This window comes from Kitasatospora sp. NPDC059577 (assembly GCF_042735475.1).
Lineage (GTDB): Bacteria > Actinomycetota > Actinomycetes > Streptomycetales > Streptomycetaceae > Kitasatospora.
Map to the genome: position 1 here is coordinate 18,259 of NZ_JBHWBZ010000050.1, position 19,075 is coordinate 37,333.

The 19,075-nt window shown below is 72.9% G+C and carries 14 protein-coding genes, 1 tRNA gene and 1 pseudogene; 11 read left to right on the forward strand and 5 right to left on the reverse strand.

Annotation, left to right across the window (positions count from 1 at the left end):
* The first annotated feature begins 48 nt into the window (after positions 1–48).
* From ACFV0O_RS30060 to ACFV0O_RS30085, 6 genes are all read left to right on the forward strand, one after another.
* Positions 49–1,146, forward strand: a complete 1,098-nt coding sequence (locus ACFV0O_RS30060) for a chemotaxis protein (protein WP_380346803.1) — start codon at positions 49–51, stop codon at positions 1,144–1,146.
* 136 nt (positions 1,147–1,282) lie between these two features.
* Positions 1,283–1,849, forward strand: a complete 567-nt coding sequence (locus ACFV0O_RS30065; RefSeq protein ID WP_380346805.1) for a TetR/AcrR family transcriptional regulator — start codon at positions 1,283–1,285, stop codon at positions 1,847–1,849.
* Between the two features lie 134 nt (positions 1,850–1,983).
* Positions 1,984–2,424: an SRPBCC family protein gene (locus ACFV0O_RS30070; RefSeq protein ID WP_380346806.1), complete on the forward strand. Its 441-nt coding sequence runs from the start codon at positions 1,984–1,986 to the stop codon at positions 2,422–2,424.
* 85 nt (positions 2,425–2,509) lie between these two features.
* Positions 2,510–3,868, forward strand: coding sequence for a carotenoid oxygenase family protein (locus tag ACFV0O_RS30075; protein ID WP_380346807.1), 1,359 nt, complete (start codon positions 2,510–2,512; stop codon positions 3,866–3,868).
* 361 nt (positions 3,869–4,229) lie between these two features.
* Positions 4,230–4,808 carry a TerD family protein gene (locus tag ACFV0O_RS30080; protein ID WP_360249357.1) on the forward strand — a complete coding sequence of 193 codons (579 nt, stop codon included), beginning with the start codon at positions 4,230–4,232 and terminating at the stop codon, positions 4,806–4,808.
* Positions 4,809–4,954: 146 nt separating this feature from the next.
* Positions 4,955–6,058, forward strand: a complete 1,104-nt coding sequence (locus tag ACFV0O_RS30085; RefSeq protein ID WP_380346808.1) for a DUF475 domain-containing protein — start codon at positions 4,955–4,957, stop codon at positions 6,056–6,058.
* Positions 6,059–6,177: 119 nt separating this feature from the next.
* Here ACFV0O_RS30085 and ACFV0O_RS30090 read toward each other — a convergent pair whose 3' ends face one another.
* Positions 6,178–7,392, reverse strand: coding sequence for a DUF2637 domain-containing protein (locus tag ACFV0O_RS30090; RefSeq protein WP_380346809.1), 1,215 nt, complete (start codon positions 7,390–7,392; stop codon positions 6,178–6,180).
* 506 nt (positions 7,393–7,898) lie between these two features.
* On the opposite strand from ACFV0O_RS30090, the gene ACFV0O_RS30095 reads away from it, so the two are divergent.
* Entirely contained in the window at positions 7,899–8,648 is a 750-nt protein-coding gene (locus ACFV0O_RS30095; protein WP_360249366.1) for a Tellurium resistance, read from the forward strand.
* A 224-nt stretch (positions 8,649–8,872) separates the two neighbouring features.
* Here the strand turns inward: ACFV0O_RS30095 and ACFV0O_RS30100 are convergent, their stop codons facing one another.
* Positions 8,873–10,051 carry a TerD family protein gene (locus ACFV0O_RS30100; protein WP_380346811.1) on the reverse strand — a complete coding sequence of 393 codons (1,179 nt, stop codon included), beginning with the start codon at positions 10,049–10,051 and terminating at the stop codon, positions 8,873–8,875.
* Between the two features lie 357 nt (positions 10,052–10,408).
* Here ACFV0O_RS30100 and ACFV0O_RS30105 point away from each other — a divergent pair, with 357 nt between their 5' ends.
* From ACFV0O_RS30105 to ACFV0O_RS30115, 3 genes are all read left to right on the forward strand, one after another.
* Positions 10,409–11,647 (forward strand): HpcH/HpaI aldolase/citrate lyase family protein, encoded by a 1,239-nt coding sequence (locus tag ACFV0O_RS30105; RefSeq protein WP_380346813.1) that lies wholly within the window; start codon positions 10,409–10,411, stop codon positions 11,645–11,647.
* A 245-nt stretch (positions 11,648–11,892) separates the two neighbouring features.
* Positions 11,893–14,655, forward strand: coding sequence for a phosphoribosyltransferase domain-containing protein (locus tag ACFV0O_RS30110; RefSeq protein WP_380346815.1), 2,763 nt, complete (start codon positions 11,893–11,895; stop codon positions 14,653–14,655).
* Positions 14,655–15,476, forward strand: coding sequence for an HAD family hydrolase (locus ACFV0O_RS30115; protein ID WP_380346816.1), 822 nt, complete (start codon positions 14,655–14,657; stop codon positions 15,474–15,476). Before ACFV0O_RS30110 ends, ACFV0O_RS30115 begins: the two co-directional genes overlap by 1 nt.
* Before the next feature lie 193 nt (positions 15,477–15,669).
* On the opposite strand, the gene ACFV0O_RS30120 is transcribed toward ACFV0O_RS30115, so the two are convergent.
* Complete coding sequence (locus ACFV0O_RS30120; RefSeq protein ID WP_360249381.1) at positions 15,670–15,891, reverse strand: zinc ribbon domain-containing protein; 222 nt, start codon at positions 15,889–15,891, stop codon at positions 15,670–15,672.
* A 38-nt stretch (positions 15,892–15,929) separates the two neighbouring features.
* Complete coding sequence (locus ACFV0O_RS30125) at positions 15,930–17,300, reverse strand: hypothetical protein (RefSeq protein ID WP_380346818.1); 1,371 nt, start codon at positions 17,298–17,300, stop codon at positions 15,930–15,932.
* 206 nt (positions 17,301–17,506) lie between these two features.
* On the opposite strand from ACFV0O_RS30125, the gene ACFV0O_RS30130 reads away from it, so the two are divergent.
* Positions 17,507–17,578: transfer RNA gene (locus ACFV0O_RS30130), tRNA-Val, on the forward strand.
* Between the two features lie 224 nt (positions 17,579–17,802).
* On the opposite strand, the pseudogene ACFV0O_RS30135 reads toward ACFV0O_RS30130, so the two are convergent.
* Positions 17,803–17,964 (reverse strand): annotated as a pseudogene (locus ACFV0O_RS30135) (site-specific integrase); the annotation flags it as partial.
* Between the last annotated feature and the right edge of the window lie 1,111 nt (positions 17,965–19,075).

Below are 19,075 nucleotides of genomic sequence, written 5' to 3' on the forward strand. Positions count from 1 at the left end.
TCGCGCGTCCACGCACAGAAGGCCGAACCGCCTTCGGAAAGGGTCTCCATGCACCCCGCCCTCAGCCCTGCCGTCCTCGCCGAACTGCGCCGGCCCCGGCCCTACCCGGTGGTGTCGATCCTGATGCCCACCCACCGCCGGGAGCCGGACAACGCGCAGGACCCGGTCCGGCTGCGCAACCTGCTGGCCGAGGCGAAGGAGCGGGTCCAGGCCGACCCGGCGGTGTCCCGGGCCGAGCGGATCGACGTGCTGGAGCAGCTCGACCGGGCCGCGGCCGAGGTCGACCTGGTGCACGCGGAGGACGGCCTGGCGGTCCTCGTCGCGCCCGGTGAGCACCGGGTCTTGTCACTCGGGCGCACCGCCCCCGCCCGGGTGGTCGTGTCCGACACCTTCCTCACCCGCAACCTGGTCGCCGCGCACGCCGCCGAGCGCCCGCACTGGGTGCTCGCGGTCTCCGCCGACCGGGTCGCGCTGTGGGGCGGCACCGGGGAGCGGGTCGTCGAGGAGACCGGCGACGGCTTCCCGCTGGTGCGCGTCCACGACAACCCCGACCCCGAGCGGCAGGAGCAGATCGGCGACACGCCCAGCACCTTCCGCGACGAGGAGACCAGGACCTTCCTGCGGCAGGCCGACACCGGGATCGGCAAAGTGCTCGCCGCCGACCCGCGCCCGCTGTACGTGGTCGGCGAGGCCGCCGCGCTCGCCCTGCTGGACGCCGTCGGCCCGATCGCCCAGCAGGCCGCCGCGCAGATCCCGCACGGCGGCCTCGCCCAGGCCGGCGCCGAGACCGTGCGCCGGGTGGTCGAGCCCGCCGTGCGCGCCCGGGCCGAGCGCGAGGTCACCGACGCCCTCGCGGTGCTCGACAAGGCCCGCGGCGGCAAGGGGTTCGCCGCCGGCCTGGACGAGGTCTGGCGGGCCGCCGGCGAGGGCCGGATCGACCGGCTGGTGGTCGAGGAGAACTACCGCGCCACCGTCCGCGACGACGGCGAGCACCTCGTGCCCGCCGAGTCCGACCAGTCCGGTGCCCGCGAGGACATCGTCGACGAGGTCATCGAGCGCGCCCTCGACACCGGCGCCACCGTCAGCTTCGTCCCCGACGACACCCTCGCCGACAGCGGGCGGATCGCCGCCGCCCTGCGCTACTGACCCGCCGGCGACCCTTCGCGGCCGCCCGCCGGAGCACCCCTCCGACGGGCGGCCGCGGTGCGTCCGGGGCGGTCGGGGTGGTCGGGGTGCGTCCGGGGTCTTGACGCCCCGTAAGTGTGAGTGGTTGAGTACTCACATGCAGACGGAACGCCGCCGACAGTTGTCCACCGCCGAGGAGCGCCGGGAGACGGTGCTGCGCACCGCGATCGGTGCCTTCGCCGCCCGTGGCTACTTCGGGACCACCACCACCGAGGTCGCCAAGGCCGCGGGCATCTCCCAGGCGTACGTCTACCGGCTCTTCCCGAGCAAGGAATCGCTCTTCGTCGCCGTCGTCGAGCACTGCTTCGTCCAGGTGCGCGCCAGTCTGGAGCTGGCCGCCGTCGAGGCGAAGGGCAGCTCGGCGGAGGTGGTGCTGCACGCGATGGGGGAGTCGTACGCCCGGCTGATCAGCGACAACGACCTGATGCTGATCCAGCTGCACGCCCAGGCGGCGGCGGTCTCCGAGCCGGCCGTGCGCGAGGCGGTCCGCCAGGGCTACGCCCGCCTGGTGGAGTACGTCCGCGGCGCCTCCGGCGGCGAGGAGCGGCAGATCCAGGAGTTCTTCGCCACCGGGATGCTCTGCCACCTGCTGGTCTCGATGGGCGCGGACGCCGTGGACGCGCCCTGGACCAGGACCCTGTCCGCGGGCATCACCCACTACTGACCCGCACCCGCCGCCGACCCGTTCGGCCCCGGACCCCGCACCGGCGGGGCGCGCGCCCGCTGCGCGCGCCCGCCGTTTCTTCGGCCACGAGTGTGAGTGGTCAACCACACATATATCTGAGAGGAAACCCCACCATGTACACCGTCGACCCCACCGCCCCCCTCGTCGTCCGCCTGTCCACCGTGATCGACGCCCCGCTCGACACCGTCTGGGCCCTGCACACCGACATCGGTGACTGGCCCGTCTGGAACACCGACATCGACCAGGCCCGCCTCCACGGCCCGCTCGCCGAAGGCGCCCTGTTCACCTGGCGCACCCACGGCATGACCATCACCTCGACCGTCCACGAGCTCGTGCCCGGCGAGCGGATCGTCTGGGGCGGCCCCGCCAACGGCATCGACGGCATCCACGTGTGGACCTTCGAGCAGACCGGCGGACAGGTCACCGTCCACACCGAGGAGTCCTGGAGCGGCGAGCCCGTCGACGCCATGCCCGAGGAACTCGGCCACGCCCTGCGCGCCTCCCTGGAGAGCTGGCTCACCTGCCTCAAGAACCGTGCGGAGAAGCGCCTCTGACGGAACATCACCGAATCCCGCCCCCCGCCATCCGATCCCGCCCCACCACCCGATCCCGCCCCACCGAGACTGCGAGGCCCCGACCATGACCGGCAAGCCCTATCTCACCGGCCACTACACCCCCGTCGCCGACGAGATCACCGCCACCGAGCTGACCGTCGAGGGCACCCTGCCCCCCGAGCTCACCGGCCGGCTGGTCCGCAACGGCCACAACCCCAAGCCCGGTGTCACCCCGACGCACTGGTTCAAGGGCAGCGGCATGGTCCACGGCGTCCGGCTGCGCGCCGGGCGCGCCGAGTGGTACCGCAACCGCTGGGTGCGCACCCCCGCCCTGGACGGCGCCCCGTACATGACCGAGCACGGCCCGGACCTGACCGCCAGCGTCGCCGGCACCCACGTCATCGAGCACGGCGGACGGCTGCTGGCGCTGTGCGAGGCCAACCTCCCCTTCGAGCTGACGCCCGAACTGGAGACCGTCGGGGCCTACGACTTCGGCGGGCGGCTGCGCACCGCGATGACCGCCCACCCCAAGGTCGACCCCGTCACCGGCGAGCTGCACTTCTTCGGCTCCTCGCCCGTCCCGCCGTACCTCACCTACCACGTCGCCGACGCGAGCGGAGAGATCGTCCGCAGCGTCGAGGTGCCCGGCGCGAGCGCCGCTCTCAAGCACGACTTCGGCCTGACCCGCAGCCACGTGGTCTTCGTCGAGGGCAACGTGACCTTCGACCCCACCGAACGCTCCGGCATCCCCTACGGCTGGAAGGACGAACAGCCCGCCCGGATCGGCGTGATGCCGCGCACCCCCGGCGGCGCCGGACGGATCCGCTGGTACCCGGTCCGGCCCGGCAGCATGCTGCACGCCGCCAACGCCTACGAGGACGCCCGGGGCCGGATCGTGCTGGAGGGCCCCACCGTCGACCGCGAGGGCTTCGAACGCTCCTGGAACTGGTGGACCGGCGCCCCCGGGCGCGGCAGCGAGCCGTCCTCCCGCTCCTTCAACCGCCGCTGGGTGATCGACCCGGACACCGGCACCGTCGACGAGGACACCGTGGACGACCTCGCCACCGAGTTCCCCACCATCAACGAGGACTACCTCGGCGCCGAGCACCGCTACCAGTACGCCGTCTCCTTCCCGGACGACGACCTCGGCGGCTACGGCATCGTCAAGTACGACCGCACCACCGGGGAACGCCACCTCCGCCCGGTCGGTGACGCCCGGCTGCCCAGCGAGGCCCTCTTCGTCCCCGCCGCCGGCGCCACCCGCGAGGACGACGGCTACCTCCTCACCGTCGTCTCCGACCTCAAGCAGGACACCTCCCGGCTGCTCGTCCTGGACGCCTCCGGCCTCGACCAGGTGGCCGCCGTCCACCTGCCGCGCCGCGTCACCGCCGGCGTCCACGGCTCCTGGATCCCCGACAACGGGCCCGACGCCGACCGGGACTGACCCCCAGGCCGGGCCCGACGCCGACCAGGACTGACACCCGCCGGGACCGGCACCACGCCACCCCCTCCCCGGCGCGGCGCGGGGGCCCCCCCCCCCCGCCCCGGTTTCGTACCGGCGCCCGCGGGGCCGCCGGGCCCGTGCCCGCGGCCGTCCGCGCGGGGTGTGCGGGCGGCCCCGCGCGCGGCCGTTCGTACGGACGGGCGCGGGCCGGTCGGGGGTTCGTCCGACCCGGTGCCGCGACGGCCCGGCGCGCTGCGAGGATGTGAGTTCAGGAAGTTCAGCCGACCGGAGCCGGTCGGCCGGGGCCGCGGGGGACTACACCTGGAAGGCGCCCCGGGAGAAGCAAGGGAGGAAGAACGTCATGGTGGTCACGCTCGCCAAGGGCGGCAACGTCTCGCTCACCAAGGCCGCGCCGAACCTGACGCAGGTCCAGATCGGCCTCGGCTGGTCCGCCCGTTCGACCACGGGCGCACCGTTCGACCTCGATGCGAGCGCCCTGCTCTGCGGTGGCGGACGAGTGCTCGGTGACGAGTACTTCGTCTTCTACAACAACCTCAAGAGCCCCGAGGGCTCGGTGGAGCACCAGGGCGACAACCTCACCGGTGGCGACGACACGGGTGACGACGAGGTGGTCCTGGTCAACCTGGACCTGGTCCCGGCACAGGCGGACAAGGTGGTCTTCGCGGTCTCGATCTACGAGGCCGAGGCGCGGCTGCAGAACTTCGGGCAGGTCCGCAACGCCTACATCCGGGTCGTCAACTCGGTCGACGGCCAGGAGATCGCCCGTTACGACCTGTCCGAGGACGCGTCCAGCGAGACCGCGATGATCTTCGGCGAGCTGTACCGCTACGCGGGCGAGTGGAAGTTCCGCGCGGTGGGCCAGGGGTACGCCTCCGGCCTGCGCGGCATCGCACTCGACTTCGGCGTGAACGTACAGTAAGGGCGGAAATCGGACCATCGCACCCGACCCGATCATGAGAACTGAGGGCAGTGCGGGGGTGACCTGATCGGGCGGGGCCCGGTCAGGGAGTCTCGGGGACGAGGCCGCCCCCGACACGGCCAGAACCCGAAAGGTAGCCAACTCCCGTGTTCCTCCGCACATTCGGCTGGTCGTTCGCGATCACCGCCATCGGCCTGATCGCGGCCGGACTGCTCTGGGGAGCCCAAGGCTTCGGCATCGTGCTGATCCTCTCCATCCTGGAGATCTCCCTGTCGTTCGACAACGCGGTGGTCAACGCCACGGTGTTGAAGCGGATGAACCCGTACTGGCAGAAGATCTTCCTGACCGTCGGCGTGCTCATCGCCGTCTTCGGCATGCGCCTGATCTTCCCGCTGCTGGTCGTCGGCCTCACCGCGAAGCTCAACCCCGCGACCGTCATCGACCTCGCCCTGCATTCCGACAAGACCCACGAGGGCCTCACCTACGGCCAGTACCTGGAAGCGGCCAACCCGGCCATCGCCGCCTTCGGTGGCATCTTCCTGCTGATGATCTTCCTGGACTTCGTGTTCGAGGAGAAGGAGCACAACTGGCTGAGCTGGCTGGAGCGTCCGCTGGAGAAGATCGGCAAGCTCGACGCCCTCTCCACCGTCATCGCCCTGGTCTCGCTGGTGCTGGCCTCCCGCTTCTTCGCCGCCGAGCACGCCGAAACCGTTCTGCTCGCCGGCGTCCTGGGCCTGATCACCTACCTGGCGGTCAACGGCCTCTCGTCGATCTTCGAGTCCGGCCTGGAGGAAGAGGCCGAGCGCGAGGAGGAGGCGGAGAAGTCCGGCAAGTCGGTCGTCCAGGTCGCCGGCAAGGCCGCCTTCTTCCTGTTCCTCTACCTGGAGGTCCTGGACGCGTCGTTCTCCTTCGACGGCGTGGTCGGCGCGTTCGCCATCTCCAGCGACATCTTCCAGATCACCCTGGGCCTCGGCATCGGCGCGATGTACATCCGCTCGCTGACCGTCTTCCTGGTCCGCAAGGGCACCCTGGACGACTACGTCTACCTGGAGCACGGCGCGCACTACGCGATCGGCGCCCTGGCGGCGATCCTGCTCGTCGGGATCAAGTACCACATCCCGGAGATCGTCACCGGCCTGATCGGCGTCGCCTTCATCGGGCTCGCGCTCGGCTCGTCGATCCTGCGCAACCGGCGCGAGGGCACGGACGGCGCGGACGAGGAACCGGAACTGGTCGGCTCCGGCAAGTAGCCGGGACGGCCGGCTCCGGCAAGTAACCGGGACCGGCGCCGAGTCCGCCGCACACACGAGAACGGCCGCCCCCGGGGTTTCCCGGGGGCGGCCGTTTCCCGTTCCTGCGGGAGGGGCGGTCAGCCGAGCTGCTGCTCGATCGCGCGCAGCTTGCGCTCCAGCGAGTCCAGCTTCGGCATCGACAGGGTGTCGTCGTCGGCCGTCAGGTCGATGGACGAGCTCCGCCGGGACGAGCCGAAGGCGTCGATCGACGAGGAGGCCGAGGACGAGGTCGACGAGGTCGAGGAGGAGGACGAGTACGTCGAGGAGGACGACGACGAGTACGTCGAGGGGGAGGAGTACGAGGAGTACGAGGAACCGACGGCGGCGCGGGCGCGGCGGCCGGTGTCCAGGGCGGCCGGCTCGTACGAGTCGGAGCTGCCCGCCGAGGTCCGCGAGGTCGAGGTGGTGGCGTCGGACTCCGCGGCTAGGGCAGGCTCCGTAGTGCTCGGGCCGTCTCCGGCAGCCGTGAGGGCGGGAACCTGGCGGCCGCCACGGGCCCGGGACAGCACGCCGCCGCCCTGGCGGGAGATGGCCTTCAGCTCGGCGCGCTCGCGGCGGTCGGCGGTGCGGGCGCGGACCTTGGCGTCCAGCTTCGCCTGCCGCTCCTCGCGCACCTCCTCGACCGCCTCGTCCAGGCTGCGGACGTTCTCCAGCAGCATCAGCGACCAGGCCGCGTAGGTCTCGCGCGGGGCGCGCAGCCAGCGGACGATGCGGATCTGCGGCAGCGGGCGGGGCACCAGGCCCTGCTCGCGCAGGGCGGCCTTGCGGGTCTGCTTCAGCGCGCGGTCGAACAGGATCGCCGCCGAGATCGACATGCCGGAGAAGAACTGCGGGGCGCCGGCGTGGCCGAAGCCGCGCGGGGCGTGCACCCAGTTGAACCAGGCCGAGGCGATCGCGAACACCCAGACCAGCAGGCGGGAACCGAGCGCGGCGTCACCGTGGCTGGCCTCGCGGACGGCGAGCACCGAGCAGAACATCGCGGCGCCGTCGAGGCCGAACGGGACGAGGTACTCCCAGCCGTCGGCCAGGCCCAGGTTCTCCTTGCCGAAGCCGACCAGGCCGTGGAAGGACAGCGCGGCGGCGACACCGGCGCAGCAGAACAGCAGCGTGTACGAGGAGATGCCGTAGATCATCTCCTTGCGGCGGCGGCGCTCCTCACTGCGCTCCCAGGAGTCGGTCGCCTCGTCCTTCTTCGAGTTCTTGAAACGCAGCGTCGCCATCAGGACGGCGACGAACAGCAGGGCTGCGCCGCCGACGACGGTCCAGACCAGCTGTATGGAGGTCAGGTTCATTGCGGGTCGGGCCTCGGGTTTCCGCAGGGGACAGGTACACAGTGCGACACAGGCGGTCAGGTCCCGCCGCGCGGGCACTGCCTGACGGATCGTTCGTCACCGCACGGCGTGCCCCACCGCGCCCGCGCAGGGGCGGACGGGACACCTGTGCGGCTAGACGATATCGCGTCCGAAGTGGCGGCATGTTACGGGAGGGCGGCTTGCTCCTGCCAATCGGCCCACCGGTTCGCCCGCGCTTCGCCCGTGGTTCGCCCGGTGGTCGGGGCCCCGCGCGTCCGGTGCTTCGGCCTTCGGCCGGCGGTGCGGCCCCGTGCGCCCGGCGGTGCGGGCCCCGTGCGCCCGGTGCTTCGCGCCTCGTGCGCCCGGCGGTCCGGCCGGTCGGTGACCGGTGGTGGCCGGACGGGGTAGGAGAGGAAGCGGACGGGGTATCCGTCGGCCGGGCCGATGCCCGATCATTGGTCGGCGGACCGTCAGATCGCCTGGCGGGAGCGGGGGGAGAGGACGGGATGGTCTCGATCTGGGAGTACCTGCGCGGGGACCGGAGCTACACCTTCGACAACCCGGGCGGTCAGCACAAGGTCATACTCACCAAGTCGGCCCCGCAGCACGCGATCACCGGGTCGGCCGCCACCACCGGCTACCTCTACGTCAACCTGCACTGGTCGATGCGCGCCGGTTCCGGCCGGCCGAGCACCCGGGACACGGTCAAGCGGTTCTTCAGCCCCCGGATCCTCAGCCCGCTGGAGCCGGACTCACCGCAGGGCAACGAGCCGATGAACGTCGACCTCGACCTGGCCTGCATGTACGAACTCTCCGACGGCTCCACGGGCGTGGTGCAGCCGCTCGGCGGCCTCTTCGGCGACCTCCAGAACGCGCCGTACGTCAAGCTCAGCGGCGACGACCAGTACGGGGCGCCCTCGGGCGAGACGATGTACGTCAACCTGGAGAAGAAGGACAAGTTCAAGCGGCTGTTGATCTTCGTCTACATCTACGACGGCACGCCGGCCTTCGAGCAGTCGCAGGCGGTCGTGACGATCGTGCCGCAGACCGGGCCGCGGATCGAGATCAAGCTGGAGGAGCGGGCCCGGGCGGCCCGCTCCTGCGCCGTGGTGCTGATCGAGAACGCGGGCGACAACCAGCTGACCGTGCGCCGCGAGGTGCGGTACGTCAACGGGTTCCAGTCGGACATCGACCGGCTGTACGGGTTCGGGATGCAGTGGCAGCGCGGCTACAAGGGGCAGTCGGGCGGCGACTGACGAGCCGGGCGGCGAGGGGCCGGGCGGTGCCCAGAGCGGGGGCGGGAGTCTCGGTGTCCGGCCCGGGGCCCACCGGGCCGCGTGGTGACCGGCCGGTTCCGGTCGCTGCGCGTCCGGGGCGTTGCGAGTTCGCGTCGCTCCGCGTTCGGGGCGTTGCGCCTTCCGGTCGCTGCGCGTCCGGGGCGGGACCGCCGCTGTCGGGCGGCCGCCGCCCCGGGCGGGCGTCAGCGGGGCTGGAACTGCGGGCCCTGCGGGGGCAGCGCGAACTCCTCGCCGGTGGGCGCGGGGGGCTGGGCCGTCGGCGGCTGCGGCGGGACGGGCGGCTGCTGGCCGGTGCCGGCCTGCGGGTAGCCGTAGCTGCCCGGGTGCGGCTGCGGCGGGACGGGCTGGTTCGGCTGCGGGTAGCCGTACCCGGTACCGGGCTGCTGCTGGTACGGCTGAGTGGGCTGCGGGTAGCCGTACCCGGTGCCGGGCTGCTGCTGCGGGTAGCCGTACCCCGTACCCGGCTGCTGCTGGGGGTAGCCGTACCCGGTGCCGGGCCGGTGGCCCGGGGGCGGCGTGGGCGGGGCCGGCGGGACGGCCGGGGGTGCGGTGGGCGGGGCCGACGGCGGGGCCGTGGGCGGCGGCGGGGTCGACGGAGCGCCCGTCGACGCGCCCGCGGTGGCGGCGGCCGGGACCGGGGTGGCCGGGGCCTGCGGCTGCGGGACGGCCGGGGCCAGGGTGAAGGTGCCCGGCTCGGGGGCGGTCGGGCGCCGGTCCGGCAGCGGGGTGCTGCGCGGGTCGACCGCGCCGGTCGGGGAGGCGGTGGAGGCGGGTGCCGGGAACTGTGCCGGGTCGGGAGCGGCGCCCGCCGCCTCGTCCTCGACGGTGATGCCGAAGTCGGTGGCGAGACCGATCAGCCCGGAGGTGTAGCCCTGGCCGATCGCCCGGAACTTCCAGGATCCGGACCGCCGGTACAGTTCGCCCGCGACCAGCGCGGTGACGCTCTCGGCGTCGCTGATCTCGAACTCGGCGAGCGCGGCCGCGCCCTCGCCGGCCGTGGCGTCGAACAGCAGCAGCCGCAGGCCCGGCACCGTGCGGAACGGCCCGCCCTCGGAGGAGCCCGCCAGCACCACGCGGTCCACGTCCGCGGGCAGCTTGCCCAGCTCGACCTCGATCGTGTCGATGATCTCGGCGCCGCCGGAGGTCTGCTGCTTGGGCAGGTGGCGGACCAGGCCGGAGGGGTGGCGCGGCTGGTTGTAGAAGACGAAGTCGGCGTCCGAACGGACCTTGCCGGTCGCGCCGAGCAGCAGCGCGGACGCGTCCACGTCCGGCGCACCGGGCGCGGCGCTCCAGCGCAGCACGGCGCGGACCGCCGCCGCCGGCAGTGCGATGTTGGCGCCCTTGGCCATCACGTGCGTCATAGCGGACCATCCTGCCTGTTCGCCACCCCTTCGGACAACGTGACCGGACCGGTTCGCGTCGGGTCGGACTTTGCCAAGACTTGCGCTTCCCGGGGTTTGTCGCCCGGGAGCCCATGATCGTCCAAGTGGACCGGGATGTTCCGGGAGTTCAGTGCCGGGGAACCGGGGGCGGCCGGATCCCGTCCGTACGATGGGCGGTCGAAAGGCCCCCGGGGGGTTCGACGGAGGGGCGTCCGAGGGTGACGCGTCCGGGGAACCAGGGCGCCCGGTCGGCCGGTTGACCAGGGTGTCGTCCGGTCGGCAGGAGCGTCGTCGGCAGGGGGCCGGAGGCCCGTCCACTTCCTGGAGGAGAGCACCTTGCGCCATTTCGGCCACCTCGCCGAGGACGTACGCGGCCGGCTCTTCGTGGAACAGCCGCGCGCGTTCACCGCGCAGAGCGAGCCCGAGGTGCTCGCCACCGCGCTCGGCGGCACCCTCTACAGCCCCGCCACCAGGCCCGCGCTCGCCGCCGACATCCGCAAACAGGCTGCTCGGGGCGTGGTCTCGATGGTGCTCTGCCTGGAGGACGCGATCGCCGACCACGAGGTCGACGCCGGGGAGCGGAACCTGGTCGAGCAGCTGAATGACCTGGTCAAGGATTTCACCGACTGCACACAGAGTCATCCCCTCCTCTTCATCAGGGTCCGTGCCGCCGCCCAGATTCCCGACCTCGCTGAGCGGCTCGGTCCGGCCGTCGAGCTGCTCAGCGGTTTCGTCCTGCCCAAGTTCACCCCGGAGAACGGCGGCGCCTACCTGGCCGCACTCGCCGCCGCCGAAGCCGCCACCGGACGGCGGCTGTTCGCCATGCCCGTCCTGGAATCGCCCGAGCTGGCCCACCTGGAGACCCGCCGCGAGCAGCTCTTCGGCATCGCCCGACTGCTCGCCGGGCACCGGGACCGGGTGCTCGCCCTGCGCCTCGGCGTCACCGACCTCTGCTCCGCGTACGGCCTGCGGCGCTCGCCCGACCTCACCGCGTACGACGTCGCGCTGGTCGCGGCGGTGATCGGAGACGTGGTCAACGTGCTCGGCCGGGCGGACGGCACGGGCCACACCGTCACCGGCCCGGTCTGGGAGTACTTCCCGGTGCAGGAACGGATGTTCAAGCCCCAGCTGCGCCGCACCCCGTTCGCCGAAGGCTCGTTCGCCGGCGGCGGCACGGTCGGCGGTGCCGCCGGCGGCAGCGGCGGCACCACCCGGACCTCCGGTGAGGAGGTCCGCCGCCGGATCATCGAACACGACCTGGACGGGCTGATCCGGGAGGTCGAACTCGACCGGGCCAACGGCCTGCTCGGCAAGACCTGCATCCACCCCAGCCACGTGCCCGCCGTGCACGCCCTCTCCGTGGTCACGCACGAGGAGTACTGCGACGCCCGCGACATCCTCCGGCAGGAGCAGGACGGCGGCGGGGTGCTGCGCTCCGCGTACACCAACAAGATGAACGAGGCCCGGCCGCACCGGGCCTGGGCGGAGCGGGTGCTGCTACGGGCGGAGGTGTTCGGAGTGGCCCGGGAGGACGTCAGCTTCGCGGAACTGCTGTCGGCCTGTTTGTGTGGTTGAGGCCCGGCCGTTCCCTCCGGTTCCCGTACGGCGGATAGGAAGCGGATAGGAAGCGGATAGGAAGGGGCACGGGCGGGGCGGGCACGCCGGGGAGGGGCGGGCATGCCGGGGAGGGGCGGGCACGCAGGGCGGGGCCGGGCTTGAGGGCTCGGCGGGCCGGGCACGCAGGGGAGGATGTGACCGTCCGGGCCCGGCGAGCCGGACAAGACGAACGCACCATCGCACCATCGAAGGCAGGACCAGCAGTGACAGCAACACCCCAGACGTGGACCGGCCGTTGGGTCGCCGACCGGACCGGGATCGCGCTGACCGGTTCCGAGCGCCTCCCCGAACTCGTCGGCCTGGCCCTCCGGGAGAACCGCAAGCGAGCCCACCTGCTGGTCTCCAACGTGCTCGGCAAACACGTGCCGCAGCGCCCCTCGGTGGTCCACGGCGCAGGACTCGACCTCGGCCGCAGGGTCCGCGAACTGCTCGGCGAAGAGGCGGCCGCGCGGGCCGTCGTGCTCGGCTACGCGGAGACCGCCACCGGCCTCGGCCACAGCGTCGCCGACGGCCTCGACGCCCCCTACCTGCACTCCACCCGCCGCCCGGTGCCCGGGATCCCCCCGCTCGGCGGCTTCGAGGAGGAGCACTCGCACGCCACCTCGCACCTGCTGCTCCCCGCCGACCCCGCCCTGTTCGCCGGGGACGGGCCGCTGGTGCTGGTCGACGACGAGTTCTCGACCGGACGGACGGTCCTCAACACCATCCGAGAACTGCACGCCCGCCACCCGCGCGACCACTACGTCGTGGTCGCCCTGGTCGACCTGCGTTCCGCCGCCGACCGGGACCGGCTCGCCGAGACCGCCACCGGACTCGGCGTCCGGCTGGACCTGGTGGCCACCGCGAACGGTGGCGTCGAACTGCCCGAGGACCTCCTGGACCGCGCCCAGCAGTTGATCGCGGAGATGTCGACCGCCGAGGCGGCCCCGGCCGGCGACGGCGCTGACCCGGCCGCCGACGGCGCCGCGCCGCTGGCCCGGGTCGCACTGGACTGGCCCGCCGGACTCCCGGACGGCGGACGGCACGGCTTCACCGCCCGTGACCGCGCCCGCCTGGACGCCGCCCTGCCCCGGCTCGCCGGGCAGCTCGCCGAAGCCCTGCCCGCCGAGGCACGGCGAGTGCTGGTGCTCGGCTCCGAGGAACTGATGTACACGCCGCTGCGCCTCGCCGACGCCCTGGCAGAGCGGCTCGGCGGAGACCGCGTCCGGTACTCCACCACCACCCGCTCGCCCGTCCTCGCGGTGGACGACCCCGGCTACGCCATCCGCACCCGGCTGGCCTTCCCCGCCCACGACGACCCGCAGGACGACGCCTCGCGCGAGCGCTACGCGTACAACGTCGCCCCCGGCAGCGACCCGGCACGGCGCTTCGACGCCGTCGTGCTGGTCGTGGACGACGTCGCCGACACCCCGGCGCTGCACCGGGGCGAGCGGGCGCTGCTCGGCCAGCTGCGGCAGGTCACCGACCGGGTGGTGCTCGCGGTGCTGCCCTCGCACCGTCCGGTGCCGTCGGCGTCCGCGCTGCCGACGCCGCTGTACGGGCCGGTGCCGTCGGCGTCCGCGCTGCCGACGCCGCTGTACGGGCCGGTGCCGTCGGCGTCCGCGCTGCCGGCGCCGCTGTACGGGCCGGTGCCGTCGGCGTCCGCGCTGCCGGCGCCGCTGTACGGGCCGGCGTTCTCCTCCTACCGGGCCGAGGAGGTGGCGTGGCTGCTCAAGGACCTCTCCGGGGTCGCACTGGAAGCCCCCACCGAGGAGCGCGAGGAGGCCGTGCAGAACGGCGGCGCGCACTACGCCGAGTCGCTTCCGGTCGAGTACCAGCCCAGTCCCGCCTACCAGGAGCTGTTCCACCAGGCCCTGCACGGCTCCGCCCGCCGGATCGCGCTCGCCGTCGCCACCGTCGCCGAGACGCTGCTGCGCGAACGCGGCCCCGGCCTGGTGCTCGCCTCGCTCGCCCGGGCCGGCACGCCCGTCGGCGTCCTGGTCCGACGCTGGCTGGCCTTCGCCCACGGCCTGTCCGTACCGCACTACGCCGTCTCGATCGTGCGGGGCCGCGGCATCGACCCGGTCGCCCTGCGGTACCTGGCGGCCCACCACCGCGCGCAGGACGTGGTGTTCGTGGACGGCTGGACGGGCAAGGGCGCGATCACCCGGGAACTCGCCGACGCGCTGGCCGGCACCGGCTTCGACCCGGACCTCGCCGTGCTCGCCGACCCGGGCCGCTGCGTGCGTACGTACGGCACCCGGGACGACTTCCTCATCCCGTCCGCCTGCCTCAACTCCACGGTGTCCGGGCTGGTTTCGCGCACCGTCCTGCGGGCCGGGCTGATCGGCCCGGACGACTTCCACGGAGCCAAGCACTACGCCGAACTGGCCGGGAGCGACGTCTCGGCGGTGTTCCTGGACGCCGTGGCCGCGTGCTTCGAAGAGGTCCGCGCACCGGCGGTCGAGGGCGCCGACCGGCTGGCCGCCGATCCGGACCGGGCGCCCGACTGGGCCGGCTGGGCCGCCGTCGAGCGGATCAGCGCCGAGTACGGCATCGACAACGTCAACCTGGTCAAGCCCGGCGTCGGCGAGACCACCCGGGTGCTGCTGCGCCGCGTCCCCTGGCGGATCCTCGCCCGTCGCGGCGCCGGCGCCGACCTGGACCACGTCCGGCTGCTCGCCACCCAGCGCGGCGTCGAGGTCGAGGAGGTGGACGGCCTGCCGTACACCTGCGTCGGCCTGATCCACCCGCGGTACAGCCGCGGGGCGACCGGGGCCGACGGACGGTCGGCGGGGCCGGCCAGGACCGACGGGTGGTCGGCGGAACCGGTGGGGTCCGGGGAACCGACGGTGTCGGCGGAACCGGTGGAGTCCGGGGAACCGGTGGAGTCCGGGGAACCGGTGGGGTCCGGGGAACCGGTGGGGTCCGGGGAATCGACAGTGTCGGGGACGCACGGGGCGTCCCCGAAGGGGAGGGAATCCTGATGGGTGTTCTGGTGGCCAGCGACCTCGACCGGACGCTGATCTACTCCGACCGGGCGCTCGCCCTGGACGTCCCCGACCGGCTCGCACCGCGGCTGCTCTGCGTCGAGGTGTACCAGGGGCGGCCGCTGTCCTACATGACCGAACAGGCCGCCGGACTGCTCGCCGACCTCGCCCGGCAGGCCCGCTTCGTCCCCACCACCACCCGGACGACGGAGCAGTACGAGCGAGTCAGGCTGCCCGGCCCGACGCCGGACCGGGTCCCCGAGTACGCGATCTGCGCCAACGGCGGGCAACTGCTGGTGGACGGCGTTCCGGACCCGGACTGGCGCGCCGAGATCACCGCGCGGATAGCCGCCGGCTCGTCCCCGCTGGAGGAGGTCGTCCGGCGGCTCGCGGTGTGCGCCGACCCGGAGTGGACGCACAAGCGGCGGGTCGCCGACGAGTCCTTCGCCTACCTGGTCGTCGAGCGCGCCGCACTGCCGGCCGGCTGGCTGGACGAGCTGACCGGCTGGTGCGCCGAGCGCGGCTGGACGGTCTCACTGCAGGGCCGCAAGGTGTACGCGGTCCCGGCGCCGCTCACCAAGAGCGCCGCCCTCACCGAAGTCGTACGGCGCAGCGGCGCGACCACCGTGCTCGCGGCCGGGGACTCGCTGCTCGACGCGGACCTGCTGCTCGCGGCGGACGCCGGATGGCGGCCCGGGCACGGTGAACTCGCCGACAGCGGCTGGACGGCCCCCGGCGTCACCGCCCTCCGGGAGGTAGGGGTGACAGCGGGGGAGGAGATCGTCCGGCGGTTCCTGGCGGGGGCCACGGCGAGGTAGTGGCGGGATGGCGGCGGGGTCGCGGCGGGTCGGATCCGGGCGCGCGTCCGGCCCGGCCCGGCCCGGCCGGGGTTCGGTTCCGGTTCCGGTCGGAGCCCGGTCGGTTCAGGCCTGATCCGGTCGATTCACGTCGGCTCCGGGCCGGTTCACGTCCTGCTCCGGCCGGTCCCTGTCCGACTCCGGGCGGGGCCGGTCAGCCGCAGCAGCCACCGCCGCAGCAGCCGCCTCCACCCCCGCCCCCCGCGGCGGGGGCCGGACGGCCGGCGGCCGCACCGGTGACGGCGACCGTGGACAGCAGCTTCGTGGTGTCCTCGTGCCCCTGCGGGCAGACGGCGGGGTCGTTCGCCTGCGCCATCGGGCGGCGGAGCTCGAAGGTGGCGCCGCAGGAGCGGCAGCGGAAGTCGTAACGTGGCATACCGGCAGAGTACCGAGAGAACCCCGCCGGGAAAGCGGTCAGTGGTGCCCGCCCAGGTCGCCGCGGATCAGCCCGATCACCCGCGCCGACGTGTCCCGCACCGCCGCCAGCTCGGTGAGGAAAGCCCAGTAGTCGGGGTGCCGGCCGGCCGCCTCCAGCGTCGCCACCGCACGGTCCAGCCGGGCCACCGCCTCGTCCAACGGGGCGGCGTGCCGCGGGTCCGGCGCGCTGCGCCCCGCCATCGCCAACCGCTGCGCGTCCCGGATGGCGAAGCGGGCGCGCTCGATCTCCCGGTTGGGGTCGTGCTGCACCTCGTTCAGCTGCCGCAGCCGGTCGTTCACCGCGGCCACCGAGCCGTCCGCGGTCTCCAGCAGCGCGCGGACCGTCCCGATCGCGCCGGTGGCGTCCGCCCAGCGCTGCTCGTCCCGGGCACGGGCCGCCTCGGCGAGCTTGCGCTCGGCGGCGCGCCCGGTCTCCGCGACCTGGTCCGGCACCCGCTGCAGGTCCTGCCAGCAGGCGGCGCTGAACCGGCGGCGCAACTCGCTCAGGGCCGGCTCCACCGTCCCGGCCTTGGTCTCCAGCGCCTGGATCCGGGTCCGCAGGCTCGCCACCCGCCGGTCGATCTCCCGTGCCCGCTCCGGCAACTGCGCGGCGTCGGCGGCGATCGCCTCCGCCCGCTGCCGCACGTCGTCCGCCCGCTGCAGGGTGCCGGCCACCCCGTGCCGCGCCGGGCCCTCGTTCAGCCGCCCCAGCTCCGGCGCCAGCTCGGCCAACCGGGCCGCCAGGTCATCCGCCCGCAGCCCGGCGCCGCGCGCCTCGTCCAACGCGTTCGAGGCGGTGAGCAGCGCGCGCTTGGCCTGCTCGACCGCCGGAGTGACCCGCATCAGCTGCTGCTCGGCGTGCTGGACGGTCGGCTGCAGACGGCTCAGGAAGTCGTTCAGCTCCGCCCGGGCGGAGCCCAGCTGGCCCTTCACGTCCTCCAGTTGGCGCTTGGCCTGCGCCGCCGCGCCCGCGTCCAGGGACTCGCTGTCCAGGTTGTGCGCGTCGAGGGCACCCAGGTAGTTCACGGTGACCTGATCGACCCGGCCGGAGATCGCCGCCAGATCGGCCAGCGCCCGCTGCACCGTCGGCCCGTCCTCCGCAGCGCGGACCGTCTCCACCGCGAGCTGCACCTCGCGCTGGGTCTCCTCCAGCTCGTAGAACGCCTCCTGCGCCGCGGCCCGGGCCTCCCTCGCCCCCGCCCGCACGCCCTCACCCGCGCCACGCCGACCCCACCAGCCGCCGGTCCCGGCCGACGCCAGACCGACCGCCCCCAACGCACCAGCCAGTACCACGGGCAACACCAGCGCGTCCGCCAGCGCACTCCCCGCCCGCCGCCGCCCCCGCCCGCTCCCGCCGGCCACCGTCACTGCGCGCTCCCTGCTCCGACCCGCTGATCCGGCCCCATTCTCCCCGATCACCCCACTCGCCCGTCACCCCCTCCCACCCCACCCGCCCGCACCATCACCACCCACCCGCACCACCCGCCCCACCCCCACCCGGACACCTGGCCCCACACCACCCCCCGGACCAGGTACCCTAGGCACTCGTCGTACGCCCACCAGGCCACGACAGGGGGCGCGTAGCTCAGTGGTAGAGCGCTGCTCTTACAAAGCAGATGTCGGCGGTTCGAAACCGTCCGCGCCCACAGACACGAAGGGCCAGTTCGGAGGAGTGATCCTCACGAACTGGCCCTCGGTCGTTTCCGGGTCTCAGTCTGGCCGTGCCAACCGGCGTGCCAGATGCCCCCAGGGCCAGCGTCTGGCGGACGGCTTCGCCCATGCGGTCGGCGATGGCGCGGTCCCGGTCGCTGGTCATGTGCTGGTAGATGAGCGCGGCCCGGCTGCTGCTGTGGCCCATCCTGGTCATGAGCTCCCGGGTGCTGGCCCTGTTCTGCGAGGCGAGGGTGTTCCCGGTGTGCCGCAGGTCGTGGAAGTGGGCGTCCGCGCTCACCCCGGCGGCCGTGCGGGCCCGGATCCAGTCGTCCCGGAAGTTGCTCCGGCGGAGGTTGCCGCCGCGGGGCCCGATGAACAGGTGCCCGTCCGGGCCGGGGCCGGCGAATTGGGCAAGGCGATCGCCAGGTCGGTCACGATCTCCGCAGGGAAGGCCACAGGGCGGAAGCCGGCGCGCCTCTTGGGCGCCTTGTCGGAGAGACGACCAGTGTTACCTAGCTGGATTTCCGGTGCCTTCACCTGGTCATGGCGGTAGTCATATCCAGCTAGGAAACTTGGCCAATGCCAGCCAGCGGCGGCAGGCACTGTGTGATGACCTCTGCCGCATTCGCGGGCGTGGGAACCCGCCGTGCCTCTGCAACTGCTACGAAGCACGCGCCGAAGTCAACGCCGCCGGCGGCACCCTCAAGAATCTCGCGGACATCGGGGTTGGCCAGCAGTCCGCCTTGTGCGGGTGGGAGCAGCGGACCGCATGAGGCCAGAACCGTTAGAACCAGCCGTGGCTGGTGCGTCGTGATGGCACCCGACAGCTCGGCCAGGCAAGCAGCCAGTGCGATGTTCTGCCGAACGCCAGGAACATTCAGGAGCCCACCCTGGTGGCCTAGATTCGGCCTGGCCGGCTGGTGGTCGATGGGTGGCGTCGAGGAATGATCGCCTGGTTCAGAGGACGACACAGGGGCCGGCTGCGTATGCGCGATCGTTGAAGTATCTGCGTGAGTCGAATTTGAGGCAAACGCCACACTGCTACTGCCAAGGGCGGCCGTGGCGGAGATGGCAGCCGTAGCCGCCAGCGCAACCCAGCGATTTCGAAGAGACATGATCTTTACCTCGGTTCGTGCTTCAACGAAGTGGCTGGAATGCGTGCTGGGCCAGCCAGCTCAGGGGGTGGATTGATCAGAGGCGGGTACTGCAGGTACCCATGTCGGTCCCGCTGCCCTCGACCGCCGATATTCGGGTGATGTTGCTTCAACGGATATCTCCAGGACAGCATGCGACTTCGGCTGGTGCATCTGGTGATGGCAGTCGATGGCCCTCTCCAGCAGCACAGTTGGTGACGGTGAGTGGTGTGAGTCAGCCTTTACACGTCGAAGCTCGCCGCAGTCCGATCACGTCGTCAGCCGCTACTGTCGGCAGGATCCGCGCCGGCAGCGGACCAAGTCGACTATTGGGCTGCAAATCTGCCGCAAAGTAGC